The organism is Mesorhizobium sp. AD1-1 (assembly GCF_020164655.1).
GTDB lineage: Bacteria > Pseudomonadota > Alphaproteobacteria > Rhizobiales > Rhizobiaceae > Mesorhizobium > Mesorhizobium ciceri.
In genome coordinates this window covers 730,395-754,751 of the sequence record NZ_JAIUGP010000001.1, presented here as the reverse complement: position 1 = coordinate 754,751, position 24,357 = coordinate 730,395, and the positions used below count along the sequence as shown (strand labels likewise).

General features: G+C 62.7%; 22 protein-coding genes and 1 tRNA gene. 15 read left to right on the top strand and 8 right to left on the bottom strand.

What is annotated here, in order from left to right; genetic code table 11:
- Positions 1 to 106: 106 nt before the first annotated feature.
- The 3 genes from LB519_RS03445 (at position 107) to LB519_RS03435 (ending at position 2,402) form a co-directional block, all read left to right on the top strand.
- Positions 107 to 1,513, top strand: coding sequence for a PTS galactitol transporter subunit IIC (locus LB519_RS03445; RefSeq protein WP_013530221.1), 1,407 nt, complete (start codon positions 107 to 109; stop codon positions 1,511 to 1,513).
- Between the two features lie 118 nt (positions 1,514 to 1,631).
- Positions 1,632 to 2,093: a PTS sugar transporter subunit IIA gene (locus LB519_RS03440; RefSeq protein WP_063170054.1), complete on the top strand. Its 462-nt coding sequence runs from the start codon at positions 1,632 to 1,634 to the stop codon at positions 2,091 to 2,093.
- A gap of 21 nt (positions 2,094 to 2,114) precedes the next feature.
- Positions 2,115 to 2,402 carry a PTS sugar transporter subunit IIB gene (locus LB519_RS03435; protein WP_023809203.1) on the top strand — a complete coding sequence of 96 codons (288 nt, stop codon included), beginning with the start codon at positions 2,115 to 2,117 and terminating at the stop codon, positions 2,400 to 2,402.
- 33 nt (positions 2,403 to 2,435) lie between these two features.
- Here the strand turns inward: LB519_RS03435 and LB519_RS03430 are convergent, their stop codons facing one another.
- Together LB519_RS03430 and LB519_RS03425 are read right to left on the bottom strand one after the other, a co-directional pair.
- Positions 2,436 to 3,830: a multicopper oxidase family protein gene (locus LB519_RS03430; protein WP_224618687.1), complete on the bottom strand. Its 1,395-nt coding sequence runs from the start codon at positions 3,828 to 3,830 to the stop codon at positions 2,436 to 2,438.
- 164 nt (positions 3,831 to 3,994) lie between these two features.
- Positions 3,995 to 4,627, bottom strand: a complete 633-nt coding sequence (locus tag LB519_RS03425; protein WP_024504795.1) for a TetR/AcrR family transcriptional regulator — start codon at positions 4,625 to 4,627, stop codon at positions 3,995 to 3,997.
- Between the two features lie 102 nt (positions 4,628 to 4,729).
- Here LB519_RS03425 and LB519_RS03420 point away from each other — a divergent pair, with 102 nt between their 5' ends.
- Positions 4,730 to 5,134: a VOC family protein gene (locus tag LB519_RS03420; protein WP_013530216.1), complete on the top strand. Its 405-nt coding sequence runs from the start codon at positions 4,730 to 4,732 to the stop codon at positions 5,132 to 5,134.
- An 85-nt stretch (positions 5,135 to 5,219) separates the two neighbouring features.
- Here the strand turns inward: LB519_RS03420 and metH are convergent, their stop codons facing one another.
- Together metH and LB519_RS03410 are read right to left on the bottom strand one after the other, a co-directional pair.
- On the bottom strand, positions 5,220 to 9,029 hold the full coding sequence (metH, locus tag LB519_RS03415; protein WP_224618685.1) for a methionine synthase: 3,810 nt from the start codon (positions 9,027 to 9,029) through the stop codon (positions 5,220 to 5,222).
- 129 nt (positions 9,030 to 9,158) lie between these two features.
- Positions 9,159 to 9,977, bottom strand: coding sequence for an alpha/beta fold hydrolase (locus LB519_RS03410; protein ID WP_224618683.1), 819 nt, complete (start codon positions 9,975 to 9,977; stop codon positions 9,159 to 9,161).
- 190 nt (positions 9,978 to 10,167) lie between these two features.
- Between LB519_RS03410 and LB519_RS03405 the strand changes: the two genes are divergently transcribed.
- Genes LB519_RS03405 through LB519_RS03385 form a run of 5 tightly spaced genes read left to right on the top strand, consistent with a single transcriptional unit; the run spans position 10,168 to position 14,791 of the window.
- On the top strand, positions 10,168 to 11,421 hold the full coding sequence (locus tag LB519_RS03405; RefSeq protein ID WP_063172840.1) for an ABC transporter substrate-binding protein: 1,254 nt from the start codon (positions 10,168 to 10,170) through the stop codon (positions 11,419 to 11,421).
- A 3-nt stretch (positions 11,422 to 11,424) separates the two neighbouring features.
- Positions 11,425 to 12,162, top strand: coding sequence for an ABC transporter ATP-binding protein (locus LB519_RS03400; RefSeq protein WP_224618682.1), 738 nt, complete (start codon positions 11,425 to 11,427; stop codon positions 12,160 to 12,162).
- Positions 12,159 to 12,872, top strand: coding sequence for an ABC transporter ATP-binding protein (locus LB519_RS03395; protein WP_063172841.1), 714 nt, complete (start codon positions 12,159 to 12,161; stop codon positions 12,870 to 12,872). Before LB519_RS03400 ends, LB519_RS03395 begins: the two co-directional genes overlap by 4 nt.
- A 12-nt stretch (positions 12,873 to 12,884) precedes the next feature.
- The gene (locus tag LB519_RS03390) at positions 12,885 to 13,760 is read left to right on the top strand and encodes a branched-chain amino acid ABC transporter permease (protein ID WP_024504788.1); all 876 of its coding nucleotides are present in this window, start codon (positions 12,885 to 12,887) and stop codon (positions 13,758 to 13,760) included.
- Positions 13,757 to 14,791, top strand: coding sequence for a branched-chain amino acid ABC transporter permease (locus LB519_RS03385; RefSeq protein WP_027162307.1), 1,035 nt, complete (start codon positions 13,757 to 13,759; stop codon positions 14,789 to 14,791). The genes LB519_RS03390 and LB519_RS03385 overlap by 4 nt, the downstream gene beginning before the upstream one ends.
- Here LB519_RS03385 and LB519_RS03380 read toward each other — a convergent pair.
- Both LB519_RS03380 and LB519_RS03375 read right to left on the bottom strand, forming a co-directional pair.
- Positions 14,750 to 16,132 (bottom strand): M20 family metallopeptidase, encoded by a 1,383-nt coding sequence (locus LB519_RS03380; protein WP_224618680.1) that lies wholly within the window; start codon positions 16,130 to 16,132, stop codon positions 14,750 to 14,752. The genes LB519_RS03385 and LB519_RS03380 overlap by 42 nt on opposite strands.
- A 57-nt stretch (positions 16,133 to 16,189) precedes the next feature.
- Positions 16,190 to 17,095 (bottom strand): MurR/RpiR family transcriptional regulator, encoded by a 906-nt coding sequence (locus tag LB519_RS03375; RefSeq protein WP_013530207.1) that lies wholly within the window; start codon positions 17,093 to 17,095, stop codon positions 16,190 to 16,192.
- A gap of 355 nt (positions 17,096 to 17,450) precedes the next feature.
- Here LB519_RS03375 and LB519_RS03370 point away from each other — a divergent pair, with 355 nt between their 5' ends.
- From LB519_RS03370 to LB519_RS03360, 3 genes are all read left to right on the top strand, one after another.
- Positions 17,451 to 18,404 (top strand): RNA polymerase sigma factor, encoded by a 954-nt coding sequence (locus LB519_RS03370; protein ID WP_064994581.1) that lies wholly within the window; start codon positions 17,451 to 17,453, stop codon positions 18,402 to 18,404.
- An 87-nt stretch (positions 18,405 to 18,491) separates the two neighbouring features.
- Positions 18,492 to 19,028, top strand: a complete 537-nt coding sequence (locus LB519_RS03365) for a carboxymuconolactone decarboxylase family protein (RefSeq protein WP_013530205.1) — start codon at positions 18,492 to 18,494, stop codon at positions 19,026 to 19,028.
- A gap of 110 nt (positions 19,029 to 19,138) precedes the next feature.
- The gene (locus tag LB519_RS03360) at positions 19,139 to 19,663 is read left to right on the top strand and encodes an OsmC family protein (RefSeq protein ID WP_013530204.1); all 525 of its coding nucleotides are present in this window, start codon (positions 19,139 to 19,141) and stop codon (positions 19,661 to 19,663) included.
- A 305-nt stretch (positions 19,664 to 19,968) separates the two neighbouring features.
- On the opposite strand, the gene LB519_RS03355 is transcribed toward LB519_RS03360, so the two are convergent.
- Positions 19,969 to 21,543, bottom strand: a complete 1,575-nt coding sequence (locus LB519_RS03355; RefSeq protein ID WP_224618679.1) for a DUF882 domain-containing protein — start codon at positions 21,541 to 21,543, stop codon at positions 19,969 to 19,971.
- Between the two features lie 320 nt (positions 21,544 to 21,863).
- Positions 21,864 to 21,938: transfer RNA gene (locus LB519_RS03350), tRNA-Thr, on the bottom strand.
- A gap of 159 nt (positions 21,939 to 22,097) precedes the next feature.
- Between LB519_RS03350 and LB519_RS03345 the strand changes: the two genes are divergently transcribed.
- The 3 genes from LB519_RS03345 (at position 22,098) to LB519_RS03335 (ending at position 24,355) form a co-directional block, all read left to right on the top strand.
- Positions 22,098 to 22,292 carry a hypothetical protein gene (locus LB519_RS03345; RefSeq protein ID WP_013530202.1) on the top strand — a complete coding sequence of 65 codons (195 nt, stop codon included), beginning with the start codon at positions 22,098 to 22,100 and terminating at the stop codon, positions 22,290 to 22,292.
- A 130-nt stretch (positions 22,293 to 22,422) separates the two neighbouring features.
- Complete coding sequence (murA, locus tag LB519_RS03340) at positions 22,423 to 23,715, top strand: UDP-N-acetylglucosamine 1-carboxyvinyltransferase (RefSeq protein ID WP_013530201.1); 1,293 nt, start codon at positions 22,423 to 22,425, stop codon at positions 23,713 to 23,715.
- Positions 23,716 to 23,920: 205 nt separating this feature from the next.
- Positions 23,921 to 24,355 (top strand): DUF2948 family protein, encoded by a 435-nt coding sequence (locus LB519_RS03335; protein ID WP_013530200.1) that lies wholly within the window; start codon positions 23,921 to 23,923, stop codon positions 24,353 to 24,355.
- Positions 24,356 to 24,357: the final 2 nt, after the last annotated feature.

Genomic DNA, 24,357 nt, shown 5'->3' with positions numbered 1-24,357 from the left:
CGCCTCTGGGCAAATTGGGGAGTGTCTTTGCGCCACGGCGTCAAAGGCTGGATGGAGCATCATTGCGAGGCGTCGAGCGAAGGCTCGCGGCTCCAGGGGAGGAAAAATGGATACTGTTCTCGCGGGCCTAAAAGGGGCCATCGATACGCTTGGCCCGACGATCCTGCTGCCAATTGTCATTTTCGTCATCGCCGTGGTTCTGGGCGCCAAGGTCAGCAAGGCTTTTCGCGCCGCCGTCACCATCGGCGTCGCCTTCATCGGCATCAATCTGGTGCTTGGCCTCATGTTCACGTCGATTGGCGACGTCGCCAAGGCCATCGTCACCAACACCGGCATCCATCGCGACATCATCGATGTCGGCTGGCCCTCCGCGGCCGCGATCGCCTTCGGCTCATCGGTCGGCCTTTGGGTCATTCCGGTCGGCATCCTCGTCAACATCGTGCTGTTGCTGACACGCATGACGCGCACGCTCAATGTCGACGTCTGGAACTTCTGGCACTTCGCCTTTGTCGGCTCGCTGGTCGTCGCCGCAACCGACAACCTGGCCTATGGCATCGCGGTCGCAGCACTTGTCGCAGCACTCTCGCTGTTGTTCGCCGACTGGTCGGCGCGCGCGGTGCAGCAGTTCTACGGCGTGCCCGGCATCTCCGTGCCGCATCTCGCCTCGGCGCAGATCCTGCCGATCGCCATTGTGCTCAACTGGATCATGGACCGCATTCCCGGGATCAACCGCATCAACATCAACACCGATACGATCGAGCGCAGGTTCGGCGTGTTCGGCGAACCTGTCGTGATGGGCCTCATTATCGGCCTCGTGCTTGGTGCGATCGCCTTCTACAATGCGGGTGATCTCAGCGTGGTGCTGGCCAAGGTTCTGGGCACCGGCATGACGCTGGCCGCGGTGATGCTGCTGCTGCCGCGCATGGTCAAGATCCTGATGGAAGGCCTGCTGCCGGTTTCCGACGCAGCCCAGGCATTCGTGCGCAAGCGCACGGGCGATCGCGAGCTTCTTGTTGGCCTCGATTCCGCGATCCTGATCGGCCATCCGGCCGCGATCTCGTCGTCGCTGATCCTGGTGCCGATCGCGATCATCCTGTCCATCATCCTGCCGGGCAACCGCGTCATCCTGTTCGCCGACCTTGCGGTCATTCCCTTCATCGTCGCCATGACCGCGCCGCTGGTCAAAGGCAACGTGTTCCGCATGGTGGTGATCGGCACGGTGACGCTGGCCATCGGCTTCTACGTCGCCAACGCGCTGGCGCCGCTGTTCACAAGTGCTGCCGTCGCATCGGGCTTCAAGCTGCCGGCGGATGCGCTGCAGATCACCTCGGTGGTCGACGGCTTCCTGTGGGTGCCTTACGTGGTCATCGAGGCGATCCAGGGGCTTGGACTTGTCGGCATCATCGTGATCGCGGTGGTCATCGCGGCATTGTTTGTCCTCTACCGCCGCAATCCGCTCGGCTGGGAGCGGGCTGCGGGCGCCGAGGACGAGCCGGCCGAAGAGACGGCCTGAACCTGATAGGGTCCACCCTTCAAACCGATCGTGCGCCCTCCTCGGGCGCCCGATTTCATCGACGGAGCCCGATCGTGCGCCCTCCTCGGGGCGCACGATTTCATCGACGGAGCAAAGAATGTCCGACGGCCTCATGCAGCTTCTGGATCCCGACGCGATCGTGCTCGGATCCGATGCCTCGACCAATGAGGAGATCATCCGCATCCTGGCGGGCCGGCTGGAGACACTTGGCTATGTCAAAAGCTCCTATGCCGACGCGGTCGTGCGCCGCGAATTGACCATCCCGACAGGACTGCCGCTGGAACGCTCCGACAATGTCGCGGTGCCGCACACCGATCCGGAGCATGTGCTGAAGCCTGGCATCGCGATGGGCACATTGAAGCAACCGGTGACCTTCGCCAACATGGAGGATCCCGACGAGATGCTGCCGGTCGGCTTCGTTTTCCTGCTTGCCATCAACGACAAGGACAAGCAGATTGAGGCGCTGCAGGCCGTCATGGCCACCATCCAGAACCCGCAAGCCTTGGATGATTTGAGGTCGGCCAGAACCCTCGAAGACGTGCGAGCCGTACTCGGCTGATAACCAAGGAGAGAAGCAGAGATGTCCAGACAGAAAACCATTCTCTTCGCCTGCGGCACGGGCATCGCCACCTCGACCGCGGTCAATGTCGCCGTCACCGAGGAAATGAAGAAACGTGGCCTCACCTTCAATGCCCAGCAGGCAAAGGCCACCGAAGTGCCCGGACTGGCCGACAATGTCGACTTCATCGTCGCAACCACCCCGATCTCCGCTTCGGTGACCAAGCCGGTCATCAAGGGCCTTGCCTTCCTCACCGGCATCGGCAAGGACAAAGTGCTCGACGAGATCGAGGCTCAATTGCGCAAGTGACGGTCCAGACGCCACGCGCAGGCTGACGCGGCTTCACACCACCCTGACGTAGCTCGTCATTCCCGATTTCTGGTGCTCGATGATGTGGCAGTGCAGCAGCCAGTCGCCGGGATTGTCGGCGACGAAACCGAGCTGAACCTTCTCGTTGGGCTGGATGAGATAGGTGTCGGAAATGACAGGCTGAACCTGGCGCGTCGAGGACGACAGCACCTTGAAGCTCATGCCGTGCAGATGCATCGGATGGGATTGCGGCGTCAGGTTCTCCATGTCGATGACGTAGCTTTGGCCAAGCTTCAATTCGGCCAGCGGCGCGGTCGGATCCTTGGTGTCGCCGGGCCACGGCACTTTGTTGATGGCCCAGAAACTGTAGCCCAGCGAGCCGCAGATGCCATCGCTCGGGACATTTTCCGCCGTGGCGCTGAGCGCCAGGGAAATATGCCTGGCACTGGCGAGATCCACTTCCGCCACCGGATTGAGCTCCAGTGGAGCAACATCGCGAATGTCCCGTTTGAGGGAGTTTCCTGTCGCGCGCAGGGTTGCCAGGATTTTTGGCTTGGTGCCTCTGACGTCCCTCAAGCTGACGATCGCGCCTTCCTCGTCGGGCATGCGTATGGCCAGCTCCATGCGCTGGCCGGGTCCAAGCAGCAAGGCATCGGGCGAAAAACGCTCAGGCACCGGATTGCCGTCGAGCGCCATGACACTCGCCTCCGCACCGTCGACGCGAAAAGCGTAGATGCGCGTCACGTCGGTGATGGCGACCCTGAGCCGCACCAGCCCTCCGGCCGGCGTGTCATATTGCGGCTGGTCGAGCCAGTTTGCGGTGCGCACCGTGCCGTAAGTGCCGGTTCTTGCGGCATCGCGCGGCCGGAACTGGTCGATGAACTGACCGTCGTCGCCGAGGCGCCAGTCGCGCAAATTGAGGACGATTTCGGCGTCGAATTTCGGATCGCTTGGGTTTTCGACCACGATCACGCCCGTCAGGCCATGGCCCATCTGCTCCAGCGTGTTGCAATGCGGGTGGTACCAGAAGGTGCCGGCATCGGGCGGCGTGAAGGCGTAGTCGAAATGATCGCCGGTGTAGACGTAGGGCTGGACCAGGAACGGCACGCCGTCCATCTTGTTTGGAACGCGAATACCGTGCCAGTGGATCGTCGTCGGATCGTCGATCGCGTTGACAAGGCGTGCAGCGAAGGGCTGGCCTTTTTTCATTCTGAGCACGGGCGGCATTCCGGCGTTGCCATAGGTCAGCACATCCCTGGTCTGGCCGATATCCATCAGCTTCGCCTGGATCTTTGCCGTCTGCAAAACCACCGGCTCAGGCGTGGCAGCGGCCCAGCCACCAAGCCGGCCCATGGCCGAAAGCCCGACCCCGCCTGCGCCGGCAATCGCTGCCGTTTTCAAAAGCCCGCGTCGGGTGAGTACGGTCATTTGACGCTCCAGCTGCAAAGACGGCTGCCCTGGGTTTATCGCAGCCTTGGATCGTAAGCGAGCATCCTGTGCCTAAACCGACTCCGCCACCGGCCTTAAGCAAAAGACGCTGGCGTGGACGGACAATCGACCACAATAAGCATCGCTGGTGGAGCGGCGCGCGACTATTTCGGCCGCGCCCCATAGGCGGCAAGGAATGCTTCGACCGAAGCATCGGCGTGCCGCTCGAGGTCCGCCTTCGAACGCGGGTTGCTTCCGGTGAACATGGCTTCGTTCATTGGGATCCAGAGAAGCATTCCGAAGAGATGGCTGGCCGCCAGACGGGGATCGCTGGTCTGCAACAGGCCTCGACTGGTAAGCTTTTGAAAGCATGATGCCACCGAGGCAAGCATGCGTTCAAAACCTTTTTCATACCAGCTCCGGCCAAGCTGCGGCATCCGATCCGCGTTGGCGATAATCAGACGCCGCAGCTTCAGCAGCTCTTCGTCCATCAGCGTCGTTGTCATGCGTCGGGCAAGCTGCTGTAGCCCACCCTCCATGAATTTCGCCTCGGAAAGCAGCATCGTCACGGACTCGACGACATCGTTGGTCTGGCTGGCGGTGGACTCGACGACTTCGCCGAAAAGCGTCTCCTTGTCCGTGAAATGCTTGTAGACAGTCTGCTTGGATGCGCCTGCTTTGGTGGCGATCTCTTCCATGCTGGTTCCATCATAGCCCTTGGCGATGAAGGCGGCCGTAGCCGCTTCAATGATTTCACGATCCTTGCGAGCCGACCTGGTCTCACCATCAATTTTCATAGCGCCTCTCAACCGGTACTAGACGGTACCGTTCCCGCATGGTAGCCATAGTTACAGTACTAGACTGGCTAGTACCCATCAACGGCAGCAAGGCTTAGACCGATGACCAAAATGATCTTCCTCAATCTACCGGTACGCGATCTGCAGGCGGCGACCAAGTTCTATCTCGCGATCGGGGGCACGCTGAACCCGCAGTTCTCGAGCGACCAGTCCAGCTCGATCATGTTCTCAGACTCGATCGGGGTCATGTTGCTGACGCACCAGCATTACAGCCAGTTCACAGCGCGCCCGATCGGCGACCCCAAGCGGGACAGCCAGATGTTGATCGCACTCACCGTCGACAGCAAGGACGAGGTCAATGTCGTAATCGAGAAGGGCGTGGCGGCAGGCGGTCGCGCCGATCCCAACCCGGCGCAGGATCTTGGTTTCATGTTCAACCGCCACATCGAAGATCCGGACGGCAACGTCTGGGAGCTGCTGTGGATGAACCCGTCGGCCATGCAATAGCCCACAGGAATCGAAGCGGGCCAGGATGACACTGGAGAAGCGATCGGCATTCGCCTGTCGCTTCCGTCAGGCGCGCCGGCATCGGCTATTCAGCCGCCTCGGCATAGTGTGCCGGCACGTAGTTGAGGATGGGGCCAAGCCAGCGCTCGGCCTCGGTCAACGGCATCGCCTTGCGGCGCGCATAATCCTCGACCTGGTCGCGTTCGACCTTGGCGACGCCGAAATAATAGCTTTCGGGATGCGCCAGATAGATCCCCGAGACGGATGAACCCGGCCACATCGCATAGCTTTCGGTCAGTCTCACGCCGGCATTGCCTTCGCCATCGAGCAGCCGGAACAAAGTCGCCTTCTCCGTATGGTCGGGCTGAGCCGGATAGCCGGGCGCCGGTCGGATGCCGCGATAGGGTTCGCCGATCAGCTCGTCCGGCGCCAACGATTCGTCTGACGCGTAGCCCCAGAATTCCTTGCGCACCTTCTCATGCATGCGCTCGGCAAAGGCTTCGGCGAAGCGGTCGGCCAGCGCCTTGACCATGATCGAGGAATAGTCGTCGTTGGCGCGTTCGAAGCGTTCGGCGATCGCCACCTCCTCGATGCCGGCGGTGACGATGAAGCCGCCGATGTAATCGGCCTTGCCGCACTCCGCCGGCGCGACGAAATCCGACAGGGCAACATTGGCCTTGCCGTCGCGCTTGGTCAGTTGCTGGCGCAAGGTGAAGAACGTCGCCAGTTCCTGCGACCGCTTCTCGTCCGTAAACAGCCTGATGTCGTCGCCGACGGCGTTGGCCGGCCAGAAGCCGATGACGCCGCGCGGCGCGAACCATTTCTCGGCGATGATCTTGTTCAGCATCGCCTGCGCATCCTCGAACAGCTGGCGCGCGGCGGCGCCTTGCGCCTCGTCTTCGAGTATTTTGGGATAGCGGCCCTTCAGCTCCCAGGTCTGGAAGAACGGCGTCCAATCGATGTAGCGCGCGAGCTCGGTCAAGTCCCAGTTCTCGAACACCTTCACGCCTGTGAAGGACGGCTTCGGCGGCTCATATTCAGACCAGTCTATCCGATGCGCATTGGCCCTCGCCTTGGCCAGCGGCAAACGCTGCTTGTCGGCTTCCGAGCGGGCATGCGCATCGGCGACCTTCTTGTATTCGGCGCGCACCGTATCGACAAAGCCATCCTTGCTCTCGTTGGACAGCAAGGATGAGACCACGCCGACCGCGCGGCTGGCGTCGGTGACATAGACCGTCTGCCCCTTGCTGTAGCGCGGGTGGATCTTCACCGCCGTGTGCACGCGGCTGGTCGTCGCGCCGCCGATCAGCAGCGGAATTTCGAAGCCTTCACGCTCCATCTCGGCGGCCATGTGCGCCATCTCGTCCAGCGACGGCGTAATCAGGCCGGACAGGCCGATGATATCGACATTTTGCTCGCGCGCCGTCTGCAGGATCCTGGCCGCCGGCACCATGACGCCGAGATCGATGATCTCGTAATTGTTGCAGGCGAGAACCACGCCGACGATGTTCTTGCCGATGTCATGGACATCGCCCTTGACCGTCGCCATCAGGATTTTTCCGGCCGTTTTGCGTTCGCCATTGTCGATGCCGTTGGCGGCGTTTGCCAGCTTCTCGGCTTCCATGTGCGGCAGCAGTCCAGCCACCGCCTGCTTCATCACCCGCGCCGACTTCACCACTTGCGGCAGGAACATCTTTCCCGCGCCGAACAGATCGCCGACGACGTTCATGCCGGCCATCAGCGGACCTTCGATGACATGCAGCGGCCGCTCGGCGGCAAGCCGTGCTTCCTCGGTGTCGGCGTCGATGAATTCGGTGATGCCGTTGACCAGCGCATGGCTGATCCGCTGTTCGACAGTCCATTCGCGCCAGACGAGATCGCGCTCCTGCGCTTCCTTGCCGGCCGTGCCCTTGAAGCGTTCGGCGATCTCCAGCATGCGTTCGGTGGCGGTGCCGCCGGCCTTGGGCGCGCGGTTGAGCACGACATCCTCGCAGGCCTCGCGCAGATCAGGCTCGATCGTATCGTAGACGGCGAGCTGGCCGGCATTGACGATGCCCATGTCCATGCCGCGCTGGATGGCATGGTAAAGGAATACGGCATGCATGGCCTCGCGCACCGGCTCGTTGCCACGGAACGAGAAAGACAGGTTCGACACGCCGCCGGAAATGTGGACATGCGGCAGCGTGGCGGTGATCTCGCCGGCCGCCTCGATGAAGTCGACGCCGTAATTGTCGTGCTCCTCGATGCCGGTGGCGATGGCGAAGACATTGGGATCGAAGACGATGTCCTCGGGCGGGAAGCCGGCCTGCTCGGTGAGGAGCTTGTAGGCGCGGGTGCAGATCTCGACCTTGCGCGCCTTGGTGTCGGCCTGGCCGTCCTCGTCGAAGGCCATAACGACGACGGCGGCGCCATAGGCGCGGACCAGCCTGGCATGATGCAGGAAGGCTTCTTCGCCCTCCTTCATCGAGATGGAGTTGACCAGCGGCTTGCCCTGCACGCATTTCAAGCCGGCTTCGATGATCTCCCATTTCGAACTGTCGACCATGACAGGAACGCGGGCGATGTCCGGCTCGGCGGCGATCAGGTTGAGGTATTCGACCATGGCCTTCTTCGAATCGATCAGACCCTCGTCCATGTTGATGTCGATGATCTGCGCGCCGTTGGCGACCTGGTCGCGGGCGACGTCGAGCGCGGCGACATAGTCGCCCGCCGTGATCAGTTTCCGGAACTTGGCCGAGCCGGTGACATTGGTTCGCTCGCCGACATTGACGAAGGGGATCTCGTCGGTGAGCGTGAATGGCTCCAGCCCGGACAGGCGCATCCTGGGCTCAATGTCCGGAATGGCGCGCGGCGGATACTTCCGCACCGCCTCGGCGATGGCGCGGATGTGCTCCGGCGTCGAGCCGCAGCAGCCGCCGACGACATTGACCAGTCCCTCACGCGCGAAATCCTCGATCTGGGCGGCCATGAAGTCCGGGCTTTCGTCATACCGGCCGAATTCGTTGGGCAGGCCGGCATTCGGATAAGCGCAGACAAAGGTGTCGGCGACACCGGATATTTCGGCCAGATGCGCTCGCATGGCGTTGGCGCCGAGCGCGCAGTTGAGGCCGATGGTGAAGGGGTTGGCATGGCGCACCGAATGCCAGAAGGCGGTCGGCGTCTGGCCCGACAGCGTGCGGCCGGAGAGGTCCGTGATGGTGCCCGAAATCATCACGGGCAGGCGCACGCCCTTCTCGATGAAGATCTCTTCCGCCGCGAAGATCGCCGCCTTGGCGTTCAGCGTGTCGAAGATGGTCTCGATCAGGATGATGTCGGCGCCGCCATCGATCAACCCGCGCAGCTGCTCGCCATAGGCGAGGCGCAAATCGTCGAAGGTCACGGCGCGATAGCCGGGATTGTTGACGTCGGGTGACATCGAGGCGGTGCGGTTGGTCGGCCCGAGCGCTCCGGCGACAAACCTTCGCTTGCCGTCCTGCTGCTCGGCCCGAACAGCGGCGCGCCTGACCAGCCGCGCGCCATCGCGGTTCAGCGCATAGACGGCATCTTCCATGCCGTAGTCGGCCTGGGCGATCGAGGTCGAGGAGAAAGTATTGGTCTCCAGGATGTCGGCGCCTGCGATGGCGTATTGATAATGGATCTCCTCGATCGCCCCGGGCTGGGTCAGGATCAGGAGATCGTTGTTGCCCTGCTGATGGCAGGCGCAGCCGGCGAAAGCCTCGCCGCGGAATTGGTCCTCGTTAAACCCGAGGCCCTGGATCTGCGTGCCCATGGCGCCGTCGAGGATGAGAATGCGCTCGCGTGCCGCCGCTGTCAGCGCGGCAAGCACTTCCGAGCCGTCCGGTTTTGCCGCGACGGGGCCGAACAATGCGTCCAGCGAGGCAGAATTCTGCGACATTTTTTATCCCTTTGGCGACAGGCCTTTTCATGTCACATAAGGATATCTTTATGTCAATATACGACAGATGCGCGTGATTGTCACCCACCCAACGCGAAGGCGGGTCCGTGGCGCCGGTTTCCGACGGACCTACGCTATGTCGACGCTTGCCAGGAAGCGGGCGAGGACCGGATTGAAGCGATCCGGCGAATCCCAGAACGGCGCGTGGCCGGATTTGTCGAGCAGATGCGCCTTGCCTTCCCATAGATTGGAGAATTTCACAGCCGAGACGAAATCGGTGTTGACGAATGGCTCGTCGATGCCGTTCAGAACGGCGATCGGCGGCGTCTTGCCGGCCACGATCTCGCGCTGGTTCCGGCCGGTGCCGGCCGCGAACTTTTCGAACATCAGGCGCCGCGCCCGTCCATCGGTGCGCGCCACCGTGTCGATGAGAAACGGCTCGAACGGCTCGCCGCAAGTGCTGCGCGCATAGGCCTCCACGTCGGCGCCGGTGAAGGTCTCCTGCCCGGCGAGATGCATATGCGGGCTCGGCTTGAATCCGCTGCCGACCTGCTCGGGCGAGACAGGCGGCGTGCCGGTGATCATCAAGCCAAGCAGGCCGGGAAAGCGGTCGATCATCTCAAGCCCGATATGGCCGCCGAGCGACCAGCCGAAGACGATGGCCTTGTCGATGCCGAGCAGCCCGAGCACTTCGGTCGTGGCATCGGCATAACCTTCCATGCTATAGGAACGCTCTGGATCGATCGCATCGCCGGACGCTCCATGGCCGGGCAGGTCGGGAGCGATGAGGTGATATTGCTCGCCCAACGGGCCGTCCAACTGGTTGCGGAAAACGGCACTGGAAGATGAATTGCCGTGGATCAGCATGACAGCGGTTCCCTGGCCGCTGGTCTCACGCACCGCGATCTTGCCGTGGCTGGTTTCAAGGGTCTTCTGCGAGATCGTCATTGTCCGCTCCGTCGGGAATTGCCCTGTTTTAATGCAGTTGCGCAGCAAAGCGCCACGGCTTCCATACCTTTGCGGGAACCTTGTTCCCGGCCAGGTTGCGTTGAAAAATCCTTTTCAAATAAGAACAATTATGCGTAGATTGTCAATTATCCAACTCCCGATGAACGGGAGGAAAACAGGGAACAGCACGATGAAGCCCAAATCCGCCGCAAGTCGAATCCGCCATATGCTGATGAGCACGACGTTGATCGGCATGTTTGCCGCATCAGCCGCCCCCGCCTTTGCCGACGTCGTCAAGATCGGCCTGCTTGCGCCGCTCACCGGCCCTGCCGCGGCGGACGGCCAGGAATTCCAGCGCGGCGTGCAGATGGCCATCGACGAAGCGAACGCAGCCGGCGGCGTTGCCGGAGATACGTTCGAACTGGTGGTCGGCGACGTCAAGGATCAGTCCGCCGGCAACGTCACCAGCGCCGTCGAACGCCTGCTTGGCGATCCGGGCGTGCACTTCATGCTGACCGGCTATGCCAGCCTGACCAATTTCGAGATCGACAACATGGCCGAGGCGGAAATGCCCTACATGCTGGCGGCCACCTCGCAGCAGACCAGGGACATCATCGCGCCGAGCCCCGACAAATACATGTGCTGCTGGTCGCTGACGCCTTCCTTCGACGCCTACAACACCGACGTCACCCTGTTCGTCGAGAAGCTCGCGGCCGACGGCAAGATCACCCTGCCGACCAAGAAGGTCGCCATCATCTCGTCCGACAACGCCTATTCGAAGACCATCTCCGAAGGCATGAAGAAGACCTTCAAGGACAAGGGCTGGACCATCACCGTCGACGAGATCGTACCCTTCGGCGAAGTGACCGACTGGCGTTCGATCCTCGCCAAGGTGCGCGAGAACGTTCCCGATGTCGTCATCAACACCGACTATCTGCCGGGCAATTCGGCGTCGTTCCTCAACCAGTTCCTCGAGCAGCCGACCAAGAGCCTCGTCTTCCTGCAATACGCGCCGAGCGTTCCGGAATTCGTCGAGCTGACCGGCAAGAAATCGGATGGCGTCATCTACAACCTGCTCGGCGGCGCGCTGACGACGCCGAAGAACCCGCGCGCCGATGAGGTGGCAGCCAAGTTCAAGGCAAAATACGGCGTCGAGAGCGGCACCTACGGCGTCGGCCTCTACGAAATGACCAATGTCTATTTCGATGCGGTCAAGAAGGTCGGGGGCGCATCCGACCATGCGGCGATCATGAAGGCGCTGTCGGAGACGGACAAGCAGGTCGCGGAAGGGCGGCTGAAATTCGATCCCGCCACCCACCTTGCCACGCAGGGCGACGACTATATTCCGATCACCTTCTTCCAGATCTGGGATGGCCAGCGCACGCTGATCTCGCCGGAGAAATATGCCACCGGCGCCTTCAAGCTCCAGCCCTGGATGAAGTAGGGAATGGCCCTGCTTGAACTGGACGACGTGTCGAAGGCCTTCGGTTCGCTGAAGGCCGTCGATGGCGTGTCGTTCAAGGTCGAGGCCGGCGAGACCTTCGGCATCGCCGGCCCGAACGGCAGCGGCAAGAGCACCCTGTTCAACATCATCACCGGCATCCCGTTCGGGCCCGACCGGGGCAACATCCGCTTTGACGGCATTGCCATAAACGGCAAATCGGGACACGCCATCGCGCGCCTCGGCCTTGCCCGGACCTTTCAGCGCGAGACCAGCTTCGACGGGCTGACCGTGTTCGAGAACGCGCTGATCGGCGCCAGCTACGGCAAGCAGGAAAAGACAGCGGCCACGGCCCGCAATGCCGCCGCCGAGGCGCTGGAGTTCGTCGGCCTGGGATCCCAGTCGTTCGGCCGGCTTGCCGGCGAATTGTCCGTGTTCGAGCGCAAATGCCTGATGCTTGCCACGGCGATCGCCATGCAGCCACGCATGCTCTTGCTCGACGAGCCGGCATCGAGCCTGACCAAACCCGAGATCGAGACGTCGATCGGCCTGATCCGCCGCACCGCCGAACGCGGCATCACCATCCTGTTGATCGAGCACGTGCTGACTTTCCTGATGAGCCTTTCGCAGCATCTGCTGGTGCTCAACAATGGCCGCGTCCTGGCCGCCGGCGATCCGGCAGGCGTGATCGCCGATCCGCACGTCATCGAGGCCTATCTCGGCACGAGGAGGTCGGCGGCGTGAATCCCCTCCTCAGCGTCGAAGGCGTCACCGCCGGCTATGGCCGCGTCACCGTGCTGCACGACATCTCGCTGGAGGCCGGCCGCTTCGGCAATGTCGGCCTGTTCGGCCCCAACGGCCATGGCAAGACGACGCTGCTGCGTGCGATCTCCGGGCTTCTGCAGCCGAAGAGCGGCCGCATCCTGTTCGACGGGCAAGACATTGTCGGCCACAGCGCACGCGCCATCGTCGGCGCCGGCCTGATCCATGTGCCGCAAGGCAACCGGCTGTTTCCCGATCTCTCGATCGCCGACTGCATGGCGCTCGGCGCCTATTCGCCGCGGGCCCGGCCGCATGAGGCGGAAAACCGCGAAAAGGTGGTCAAGCTGTTCCCGAAACTGGCGGAACGCTGGCGCCAGCGCGTGCGCACGCTGTCGGGCGGCGAGCGCCAGATGGTGTCGATCGGCACGGCGCTGATGAGCCATCCGCGCCTGCTGATCCTCGACGAGCCGACGCTGGGGCTGGCGCCCAAGATCAAGGACGAGCTCTGCGCCTCCGTGATGGACATTTCGCACGGCGGCGTACCGCTCATCGTCGTCGAGCAGGACATCGAATTCCTGCTGGAGCTGACGCAGCAACTCTACCTCGTCAACCATGGCGCCGTTGCGACCGAGATCAAGCCGGGCGAAAGCCTCGACCACGGCGAGATCATGTCGATGTATTTTGGCCATTAGGAAAATCCGAAGATGAGCGCATTGGCGGAAATCCTGTTCGGCGGCCTGTTCCAGGGCTCGCTCTACGCCATGATGGCGGTCGGGCTGGCTCTGGTCTGGACGACGATCGGCGTGTTCAATTTCAGCCATGGCGTGTTCATGATGCTGGGCGCCTACATCGCCTGGCAGCTGGTCGAACTCGGCCTGCCGGCGGCGGTCGCCTTTCCCATCGCCGTCGTCGTCATGGCCGGCGTCGGCTGGATCCTGCAGGCGAGTGTCGTGCGGCCGCTGATCGGCCGACCCAACATCGTGCTGGTCGTCGTCATCACCACGCTGGCAGCCGGGTCGCTGATCGAGAACGGCGCGCTGACCATCTGGGGACCGCGCTCGAAGCAGATCCCGGCGCTGATCACCGGCAACACCACCGTCGGCGGCGTCGGCGTCTCCCTGCACCAGATCGCCATCATCGTCATCACGCCGCTGATCCTGGCCGCACTTTGGATGTTCCTCAACCGCACGCGGCTCGGGCTGGCGCTGCGCGCCGTGGCGCAGAACGAAGATGCCAGCCATCTGGTCGGGCTGAACGTCACCGCGCTCTATGGGCTGGCCTTCGCCATTGCCGCGTCGCTTGCAGGCCTCGCCGGCATCTTCATGGGCGGCTATCGTTTCATGTCGCCGGTGATGGGCAGCGACCCGCTGCTCAAGGCGCTGATCGTCGTCGTCTTCGGCGGCATATCGAGCATCTCGGGACCGATCTTCGCCGCCTATCTGATCGGCTTCTTCGAGGCCGCCTGCAGCTATTATTTCGGCCTGTACTGGACGCCGGCGCTGCTGTTCGGCGTGCTGATCCTGACCCTGATGATGCGCCCCGAGGGCATCTTTGCCAGCCGCTCCCGAGGCCTAGCATGACCGACACGACATCGCCGATCACCCTTAGCCACACAGAGGCGGCAACCCCGATCGCTCCCGGCCGCACGCCGTGGAAGCAGGAGGCCATCGGCTTCGTGCTCGGCTTCGCCTTTCTGGCACTGCTGCCGCTGATCTTCGGCGACACCTATGCCCGCCACATCCTGATCATGGCCTTCATCTATGCGATCGTCGCCTCGAACTGGGACCTCAGCCTCGGCTATGGCGGCGTCTTCAATTTCGGCCATCTGGCGCTGTTCGGCATCGGCGTCTATGCCTACAGCCTGCTGACCAAGCTGGCCGAATTCGATCCGTGGATCGCGCTGTTTGCCAGCGGTGTCATCGCCACCCTGGCGGCGATCCTGGTGACCATCCCGATCCTGCGGCTGAAGGGCATCTACATCATCCTGGTCACTTTCGGCTTCGCGCAGCTGGTGATGCAGGTGATCATCAGCCAGTCCGCCATCACCGGCGGCACGCAAGGGTTGGTGCGCATTCCCGGGCTATACGTCTTCGACCACAACATGGTCCGTGACGGCAAATCAGCCTATTTCTACATCGCGCTGGCGCTGCTGGTGGCGAGTACCCTGTTCCTGCGCGTGTTCGTGCGCTCACGCACCGGGGCCAGCATCGTCGCCTTGCGCGACAATGAGGAATACGCCATCAGCCGCGGCGTCTCGATTGTGCGCCAGCGCATGCTGACGCTTGCCGCGAGCGCCTTCTTCACCGGCATCGCCGGCGCCTTCTACGCCGCCTACCAGCGCAATGCCTCGATCGACGTCTTCGGCATGAGCCTTGCGACCATCATCCTGTCGATGGTGCTGCTTGGCGGCACCAGCACTATTTACGGCGCCATCATCGCCTCTTTCGTGCTGACGATCTTCGCCGAATGGATGGCCGATTTCGGCGCGTGGCGGCCGATGATCACGGCGGTGCTGATCATCGGCGTGATGCTGGCCTACCCGAGCGGCCTGGTCGGCATGATCAAGGCTTCATGGGGCGCCGTCGCCGGACGCCTGAAGCGCCCGGCCTGATCGGCTCGGAGCGGCGGCTCCGCCTCTGCGGATGCCGCACCAATCGATGACGGACGCCGCGATCACCTTGGCGGTCTCGACCACCGATTCGACCTCGACATATTCGTCGGAACCGTGAAAGCCGTCGCCTGACGGGCCGAAGATGACACCGTCGACGCCGGCGCCGGCATAGTGCGCGGCATCGCACACGGCGACGAAGCCACGCGCCTGCGGCGCCTTGCCGACCATGGCCTTGCGCTTCATCAGCGATCTCACCAGCGGATGGTCGACCGGCGTGTTCATCGGCGGAAAATGCAGCCCGCCGAGCTCCCATTGGATCGCAGGCGGGTTGTCGCGCAGCCACGCATCGGTCTGCGCGAAATGGTGGACGAACGCCTCGAAATCGCGGCGGTAGTCGGCCGAATTCTCGTCGGGCAGGAATTTCATGTCGAGATCGAGCACCGCGACATCGGGAATGATGGCCGGGTTGGTCATGACGGTCGGCAGGCCGTGTTCGCCAAGGCCGGTGCCGCCATGCATGACGCCGATGTTGATGGTGTTCATGCCGAGCGGCAGCAGTGGATGGGATTTTGCTCGCGTCCGGTCCAGCTCATACTGGCGCACGGCGGCAATGAAGCGGGCGGCGATCTCGATCGCATTGACGCCCGGCTCCAGCCGGTCCTTGTCGTGGCGCTGCGGATAGATCTCGTTGTAGCGCAGCGCCGAATGGGCGTTGCGGCCACGGATCGTCACCCGCGCCCATTCCAGCCCGCCTTCGACCGGCAGGACATCGCCCCAGGTCGGTTCGGCGACCAGCACCGCCTTGGCGAGCTTGCCCTTCTTCACCGCGTCCATGGCGCCGAAGCCGCCGGCTTCCTCATCGACGACCGAGTGGATGGCGAGCCGGCCCTGCAGCGTGATGCCCGCCTTGCGGATCGCGCGCGCGGCGGCGATGCAAGCGGCGACGCCGCCCTTCATGTCGACGGCACCGCGGCCATAGAGCCGGCCATTGGTGATTTCGCCGCCGAACGGATCGACCGACCAGTCCTTCATCGCGCCGACCGGCACGACGTCGATATGGCCGCACAGGATCAGGCTGCGGCTCTCGTCTCCCGCCCATTCGCCGACCAGATTGGGCCGCCCGGGCAAGGCATCCCATTGCTCTGTCCTGAACCCGTCCTGCTTGAGGATCGGTTCGAGCAGCGCCTGGACATCCGCCTCGCGGTTGATCGCCGGATTGGGCTCGAATTTGGGGTTGACCGAAGGGATGCGGACCATGTCGCGGGTCAGGCCGATCAACCAGTCGCGATCGGTCTCGATCTCAGCCTGCACGGCGTCGATGATGGTCTGGTTGTCGGGCATTGTCGCTTCCTTTTCTGCGTCGCGGCGCTTTGCATCGCTGCACTGAGCGCAACGACACTATTTCCTTGTGGCTTTGGATTTGGCGGCGTCGTCGGCCGATGACGATAGGACGGTATCGAGCGTGACCGCGTTGGCGCTGCGGATTTTCTCGATGTCCTCGATGCGCTTGCGCACCCCGGCGCCATGGCCCTCCAGCGCGTGGGCAAAGACGGTTTCCATCTGGGCAACGGCCGTCGCCAGCGTGTCGAACGGCGAGTTGGCGTCGATCGCCGCGACCATGGTCAGGTCCGCGATGTCAGATATCGGCGACAGCCAGACATCGGTGAACAGCAGGATGGAGACGCCGCGCTCCTTGGCCTGCTGGGCAAAGCTCACCACGTCCGACTGGTAGCGCCGGTAATCGAACACGACGAGGAGGTCGCGCTTGCCAAGGTCGATCAACAGGTCGAAATCGGCGGGACTCAACGAACCGATGTCGCGCACGCCGGAGCGGAACTGCAGGAGATAGCCGGCCAGCATCGAGGCGATATGCCGGCTGAACCGGCCGCCCAGCAGCACGACCTGGCCCTTGCTCTCGAGCAGCATGTTGACGGCGCGCGTGTAGGCCTGCACCGGCACAGCCGTGCGCGTACGCTCCAGGCTGTCGGAAACCGAATGGAAATAGGCAAGTGCGGTGCCTTCGCTGGAGCCGCCCGGACGCTTGGCCTCCATCATCAAAAGCGGCGAATGCAGCCTGGATTCGACTTCGGTGAGCAGGCGTGCCTGGAAATCGGCAAAGCCGACATAGCCAAGCTTGGTCATCAGCCGCGTCACGCTCGGGTCGCTGACGCCGGCGCGCCGTGCCAGCCGGGTTGCGGTGCCCAGCCCCGACATCGGGTAATCGGCGAGCAGGACCTGGACGATCTTCTCTTCCGCGGAGGTGAACGCCACGGTCGTGTTGGCCAGTTCTTCGCGGATCGACATGGTCATCGCCTATCGCTGACGGAAGATGATTATCTTACAATTTTGTGAAATGGTGTCAAATCTGGAAAAAGTTTTACAGGATTAAATCTAGCCGCGTAGATCGCCCGCATCCGCCGGAATCCAATCCTTGCTCACTGCCATATGCACTTTCGATCTCGCTTGAGTATCTTGGCGGCGAGCCTGGTTCTCACGGACCCCGTTTCGGGGCCGGTTGTTACGGACGTGAAGTGAGGGTCATAACCTCAATCCAAAACCCGATCAAAGCGTCATTGGTGAACTGGTGCCCGCCGAACACGGATCGTGACGAAGCTGAACTGGCATTCGAACTTTTCGCCAGTTGATGCATCTTAAGTCCATGGGCTACGAAACTCATATCGTGCCGAGTGATGCCGAACTGGCCCTTGCCGCTCGGGGCGGCGATTGTGGTTGCCTCGGCCTGCTGCTGGAACGTCATCGCGCACGGCTCTATGCGATAGCGCTGAACATGCTCGGCTATGGGTCGGACGCCGAAGATGCTGTGCATGAGACTTTCCTGATCGCGCTGAGGCGCATCGGCGAACTCAAGGATCCGCAAGCCGTCGGTGGCTGGCTTCGCACTGTGTTGCACCGCTGTTGCCTGCAACAATTGCGTCGAAGACGACGCGAGATCTTGACCGCCGACATTCCAGACCGCCCAGACGAAGGCGCAAGCATTGAGGAGCGGCTGGAGAAAGTCGCGCTTCGCGAATGGGTTTGGGACGCGCTACGCAAGCTTCCCGAGCCGCTGCAGGCTACCGCCATGTTGCGCTATTTCGGAAGCTATCAGTCTTACGAGGAACTGGCCGCCATTCTGGGTGTCCCGATTGGGACGGTTCGCAGTCGTTTGTCGCAAGCCAAACGCAAGCTTGCCGAGATGCTGCTGGAAACGGCGGGCCTTGCCGACGCAGAGGCTCGCTCGCAGTCTCGCGAGCGCCAGCGATTCTACTCCGAAATTTTCAATGGGCTCAACCAGCATGGCGAGCGTGACCGCTTCCTTGGGCACTTTGCAGAGGACCTGCATCTTGTCCGCGGGACGAGCAAACCAGTGCTGGGTCGCTCATTCCTTGCCTGGGAAGTCGACGCCGACACGGAAGCCGGCGTCCGCCTGGAACCGCAGCGCATTCTCAGCGCCAGCCAGGTCACTGTGATCGAGGGACTATTCGTCAATCCGCCGGAAGACCCTTTCCACTGCCCGCCGGGTGTCGTCCTGGTGATCTTTCAGCGAGACGGCAAGGCCCGACGCTTGCATCTTCATCTTTCGCCGCGTCCGCCTAGAATCGACGACGACTGATCGAACTTTTTCTCCCGTCCGTGACTCCTTACAGCACGCGGGCATCATCTGGCCCGGACGCAAATGGTTCCAAAGAGGAGAGAGATCATGTTCGCCTTCGCAGTTCCCCATGTTGCTTCCATCGCACACCACGGCGAGCTCGGGCCCAGCCGCTCGCGCCGCCTCCTTCACACGGCGTTCGCATCGACTGTCGTCTGCGCCACATTGTTGTCATCAGGCTTAGGCTGGGCCGGTCAGGCTGAGGTCGACGCCACCTATAAGGACGTCGAGCGGACGCTCGGCTCGGTGCCGACCTTTCTCCATCAGGTTTCAAAAGCAGCGCTGCCGGGCGCCTGGGCAGAGGTGAAGGCTCTGCAGTTCTCCAGCGAAACCGCCCTGCCGCCGAAGGTCAAGGCTCTGATCTCGCTCGCCGTCTCCGCACAAATTCCCTGCCAGTATTGCATCTGGGAAGACACCGAGAGCGCAAAACAGGCGGGCGCAACGGAGGACGAGATCGAAGAGGCCGTCGCTATCGCCGCTCTGTCACGGCACTGGAGCACGATCTTCAACGGCATGCAGGTCGACTTTGAGACCTTCAAGAAGGATCTCGGCGGCGACGCTCAGGCTGCCGCGCCTGCCAAGTAGCGCGAGCCTTGTCAGCACATTGTCGGGATTGGGGCCAGGCCGCGGCAACCGTCGTCGGCATCCGCGGACCGGAATAGGGAGTGGAATTCTCATTTTATAGGGAGGTAAAGATGCCAGTAGTCTTCGGAGAAACCGTCAGCACAGTCAAAGATATCGTGTCCGTGCTAAAGAAACACGGTGACGCGGTGCGTGGCACCTATCGTGCCCGCTACCGCTTCGACCCGCAATCAGGCGATCCTTACACAACACCGCTACTGGAGCGACCGGCGAGCCTCAAGGACAATTCGCCGACCGCCGTCTTTCCCTGGGAGCAGATCTTTGCCGCGGCGGCTGTGTGCGCCGGCTCGGATTATCCGATGCTGGCAGCGCATGCGGGGGTCGATCTTCGTTCGGTCGATTTCATCGCGGAAGGCGTGTTCGACCCGCGTGGCGAGTTCGACGGACTTGATGGGCTCACGGCGCCCGTGGACGCCCGGCATTGCTACGTGTCCCTGCACCTCAGCGCAACCGTGTGTTCTTCGGCGCCCCGCGCCGATCTGGAGAAAATTCATGAACGCGCGATCTCGCACAACATGGTGCTTGGCGCCCTTAGAGGAATTCCCATGACCAGCGAATTGGTGATTCACCAGGCGTGATCCTTTTCGCAGAACTCGCCCGCTGGGCGGCCTGTGGCTTAGTCCCGCCGGTTGCGGCCGGCGGGGCCAAATATGCCTCGTGCACGTTTGCGCCGCCACCACGATCCTGGCAAGTTCGCGGGGCGATCTGCTCGAAAGGCAACGGATGGCGGCCGACAGCAACGAGCCGACTGCCCGCTGCAGTAGCGCGCTGCTCGCCAAGTGTTATAGCGCGGAAGGGTTCGGCATTGCGAATCCCGTGACCGCCCCGGCCATCGATATGGCGCAACACATTTCGACACTGGATCGAACGGTGCTTTCGCCCTCTATTTGAAACTGGCGATGGGCAGGAATTTCACCGCGGAGCCGGTGAAGCGGCGGTGATCGGACGTCCGTCCCCGCGGTTGGAATCCATCGAGATAGACATGCTCCGGCGCCGTGCGGATGAATTTGGCGGCAATCATGGGCGCCCCTGTTGATGCGGCCCCACCGGCAATAGCGCGATCTGCCTCGGAATCGGGGCGCCGCTGGACACGATCGGCCTTGGGGTTCGTCCTGACGCGATCTTCTGGCTTTGACGCCGGCGCCGCGATCCGCTCGCCGGCCAGCCCGTCGTCGGGGTGATGCATGGCCAGCAAGACACCGATGGCATCGCCAGATTTGGCTGCTTCCAGCTGGCGCGTCGGGCTTGACTGGCTTTCCGGCCGCCATGTCGGCAATGGGACGTTGAGCGCCATCATGTCCGGCGCGACGCTCGTGGCAGCGGCATCGGCATTCGCGGCGTCCGGCTTGGCAACGGCCAGCTCGGCCTGCGCCGTGGACGCGCCGGCGATTGCCAACGGTGCGGTTTCCGGGGTGGGAACGGGTGCCGTGAACTCGGCGCGCGGTGCGAAGGCCGGCAGCGGCACTGAGCCCGGCGCCATCGCCATGACGATCGCTTCAGGCGTCTTCCCCTTCTGCCCGGCAAGCGGTTCTTCGCCTGGATCGCTGGCAGCAATCTGGATGTCCGCCCGCTGGGCATCCTGCGGCGGCACGATAGCGATACCCTGTCCGGCCGGTCTGGGTTCGACGGACCTCGCCGGTTTGCGTGGCGCCGGCACCGCTTCCGCGACATCGTCGGACTCGTCTGCGCCGCCCCCGCCCAAGAGCGTCGCCAGCAGGCCACGCGGCCTGCGTTGGCCGCCGTCGACGCTTGCCAGCTCGATGTTGGGCGTGCCGGCGCCCTTGCGCGATTTGTAGGCGGCAAACGCCTGCTCATAGCCGGGCAGCGGTTTGCCGTCGCTCGGCACATGCAGTGTGTTGCCGTTCGGAAATACCCTGGCGAGTTCCTGGCGGCTGATGCCCGGCCAATGCCGCACATTGCCGACATCCATGTGTATGAAAGGCGAACCGGAGGTGGGGTAATAACCCACGCCGCCGCCCTGCATTTTGAGGCCGATGTCGCGCAGCTTCTTCAGCGGCACATCCGGCAGGAAGAAATCCATCGCGCGGCCAACCATGTGTTGGCTCTCCCGGGCCACGCCCTTCGAGCGGCTGCGCAGCATGGCGTTCGTCGCCGGCGAACGATAGGCGCTGACCACATGGATATAGGCTGTCGAGCCGCTGGCGCGATAGGCCTGCCAGACAAGATCGAGCAGGCGCGGATCCATCTTCGTCGGTTCGTTGCGACGCCAGTCGCGCAGCATGAGATTGATCTTCTTCAATCCCGCCGGATCATAGCGCCCATTGCGCTTGAAGACGATTTCAGCCTTCTCGCCCGTATGGAGATGTTGAATCCTCAAAGCACGCGTCTCCGCGAACGCGCCGGTAGCGCACAGGCAAAGGAACGCTGCGATGATGGCAGGCAGGGTCCAAAGACGGGAAGCACCGGGGGCGTTTTGCACGTTTTCGCTCACGTTCATGCCTTGCACGTTCTTTTGTTTCGGGCGATTTAGATTTCCGCCCAGATCAGGAGCCTTTCGGCCCTCTTCCTGACAAGCATGGGTCTGACCGGCGAAGACGGGCATCCATGCCACAATACGTCATGTCGATGAATAGCATCTTGGTTAATGAATCGTGTCTTGCCGAAATGCGCTTCGGCTGGATTTGCCTGTGGCAGCCATTTTCTGAAGCAATGAACCGCTGATCGGGTCCGCCAGCACGAGGGCCGCGCCATCCCATGTACCCGCCTCGCCCTCGCAAATGCAGAGGACGATCGTGCGGCAACAGGGATGCTGGAAACTGGTGCTGCGAGAGAGGATTGAACTCTCGACCTCTCCCTTACCAAGGGAGTGCTCTACCACTGAGCTACCGCAGCCGCTGATGGCGGGGCTTCTGCCATATCGAACCGGCAAGCGCAAGGCCAAGTGCAACGCTTCTGTGAAAGGCTTTGCCGGATGGCTTTTAATGACATGGCAGTGCCACAATGTTGGCTATCCCTGAACAGCAAGCTGGTGGGTCGCCGGCGGGATGGGCGATGGACGACAAGACAATTCCAGTGAAAAAGGATGGTCCACCGAAAAGCAGCGCAACAATCCGCAAGGATCGGCTCGCCGAGCAATTGCGCGCCAATCTGCAGAAGCGCAAGGCGCAGTCGCGCTCGCGGCGGACCGGCGAGGCCGACCTGCGTCCGGACGGGCTCGCTGCATCGAAGAAAATACAAAAAGATTAACTCAAATAGGTCACTCTTGGCCTGGGGTGGGCGAAATCCTATTTCTTGAACCAGATTGGCCAATGGTCTAGACGGGCCGCTACTCAAACGATTGAACCGGCCCTTTTTTGGCCGAGAGGGACGTTCTTCCATGGATCGCATCAGAATTGTCGGGGGCAACAAGCTCTCCGGAAGCATTCCGATCTCGGGCGCGAAAAACGCGGCGCTGCCTTTGATGATCGCCTCGCTTTTGACCGACGACACACTGACGCTGGAAAACGTGCCGCATCTGGCCGATGTCGAGCAGCTGATCCGCATCCTGGGCAATCACGGCGTCGATTATTCGGTCAATGGCCGCCGCGAGAAGCAGAATGAGGGCTATTCGCGCACCATCAACTTCTCCGCCCGCAACATCGTCGACACCACAGCGCCCTACGAGCTGGTGTCGAAGATGCGCGCCTCGTTCTGGGTGATCGGCCCGCTGCTGGCCCGCATGGGCGAAGCAAAAGTGTCGCTGCCGGGCGGTTGCGCCATCGGCACGCGGCCGGTCGATCTGTTCCTCGAGGGCCTCCAGGCGCTGGGCGCTGATATCGACGTCGACACCGGCTATGTCATCGCCAAGACCCGGAATGGCCGCCTTGTCGGCAACCGCTATATCTTCCCGAAGGTCTCGGTCGGCGCCACCCATGTGCTGATGATGGCCGCGGCACTCGCCAAGGGCGAGACGGTGCTGGAAAATGCCGCCTGCGAGCCCGAGATCGTCAATCTGGCCGAGTGCCTCAACGCCATGGGCGCGAAGATTTCCGGCGCCGGCACGCCAACCATTGCCATCGACGGCGTCGAATCGCTCTCCGGTGCGCGCGTGCGCGTCATTCCCGACCGCATCGAGACCGGCACCTATGCGATGGCCGTCGCCATGACCGGCGGCGACGTCGTGCTCGAAGGCGCGCGTGCGGACCTGCTGCAGACCGCACTGGACGTGATCGCCCAGACGGGTGCGGAGATCACGCCGACCAATTCCGGCATCCGGGTGAGGCGCAACGGCGCCGGCATTTCGCCGGTCGACGTGACGACAGCACCCTTCCCGGCCTTCCCGACCGATTTGCAGGCGCAGTTCATGGGCCTGATGACCATGGCCAAGGGTAAGTCGCGCATCACCGAGACGATCTTCGAGAACCGCTTCATGCATGTGCAGGAACTGGCGCGGCTCGGCGCTCACATCACGCTTTCGGGCCAGACGGCGATCGTCGACGGCGTGCCGAAGCTGAAGGGCGCGCCGGTCATGGCGACCGATCTTCGCGCCTCTGTCTCGCTGGTCATCGCCGGCCTGGCGGCGGAAGGCGAGACCACGGTCAACCGCGTCTACCACCTCGATCGCGGCTTCGAGCGGCTGGAAGAAAAGCTGTCCAACTGCGGCGCGGTGATCGAACGGATTTCGGCGTAGCCCGCGACCTCGGCTCCTCTCTAGCAACGCAGGAGATTGGCGAAATCCTTCGCGGCAGCGTCCTTCTCCCCGTCACTATCCGGGGAGAAGTGCCCGGCAGGGCGATGAGGGGCAGCGCAGAGCTGCAGCTGCTGGTGCGGTTGCACCGATCGCCAAGACCGCCTAACAGAAGGCTGAACAATCAACCTTCAGGTGCGAAATCCGTATGACCGCCCTTAAGCTTATCGCGCTCGACGACCAGGATCTGAGCATCGTTTCGGCTCATGTCCAGGATGCCGTGCTGAAAGTCAGCGACCTCGAATTCCTACCCGCGGCCAAGCGTTTCCTGCTGACCATGAACCGTTTCGTCTGGGAGGCAAAATCCGGCCTTTTTCGCCAGCATAATGAGCGACGGCAGGCCGTGCTGCATTTCGACCGCGTGCTCGGCGCCAAGACCAGCGGTATTGACCGCGACAAGCCTGCCGAAGTCCTGTCGCTGCTGGCGATCAGCTTCATCGAGATCAGCAAGCCGGCCGGCATCGTCGAGCTGATCTTCTCGGGCGGCGGTGCGATCATGCTCGACGTCGAGTGCATCGAGGCCCGTCTTGCCGACATCGGCGGGGCGTGGGAAGCCACCTCGCGCCCCATCCACAAGGCCTGAGC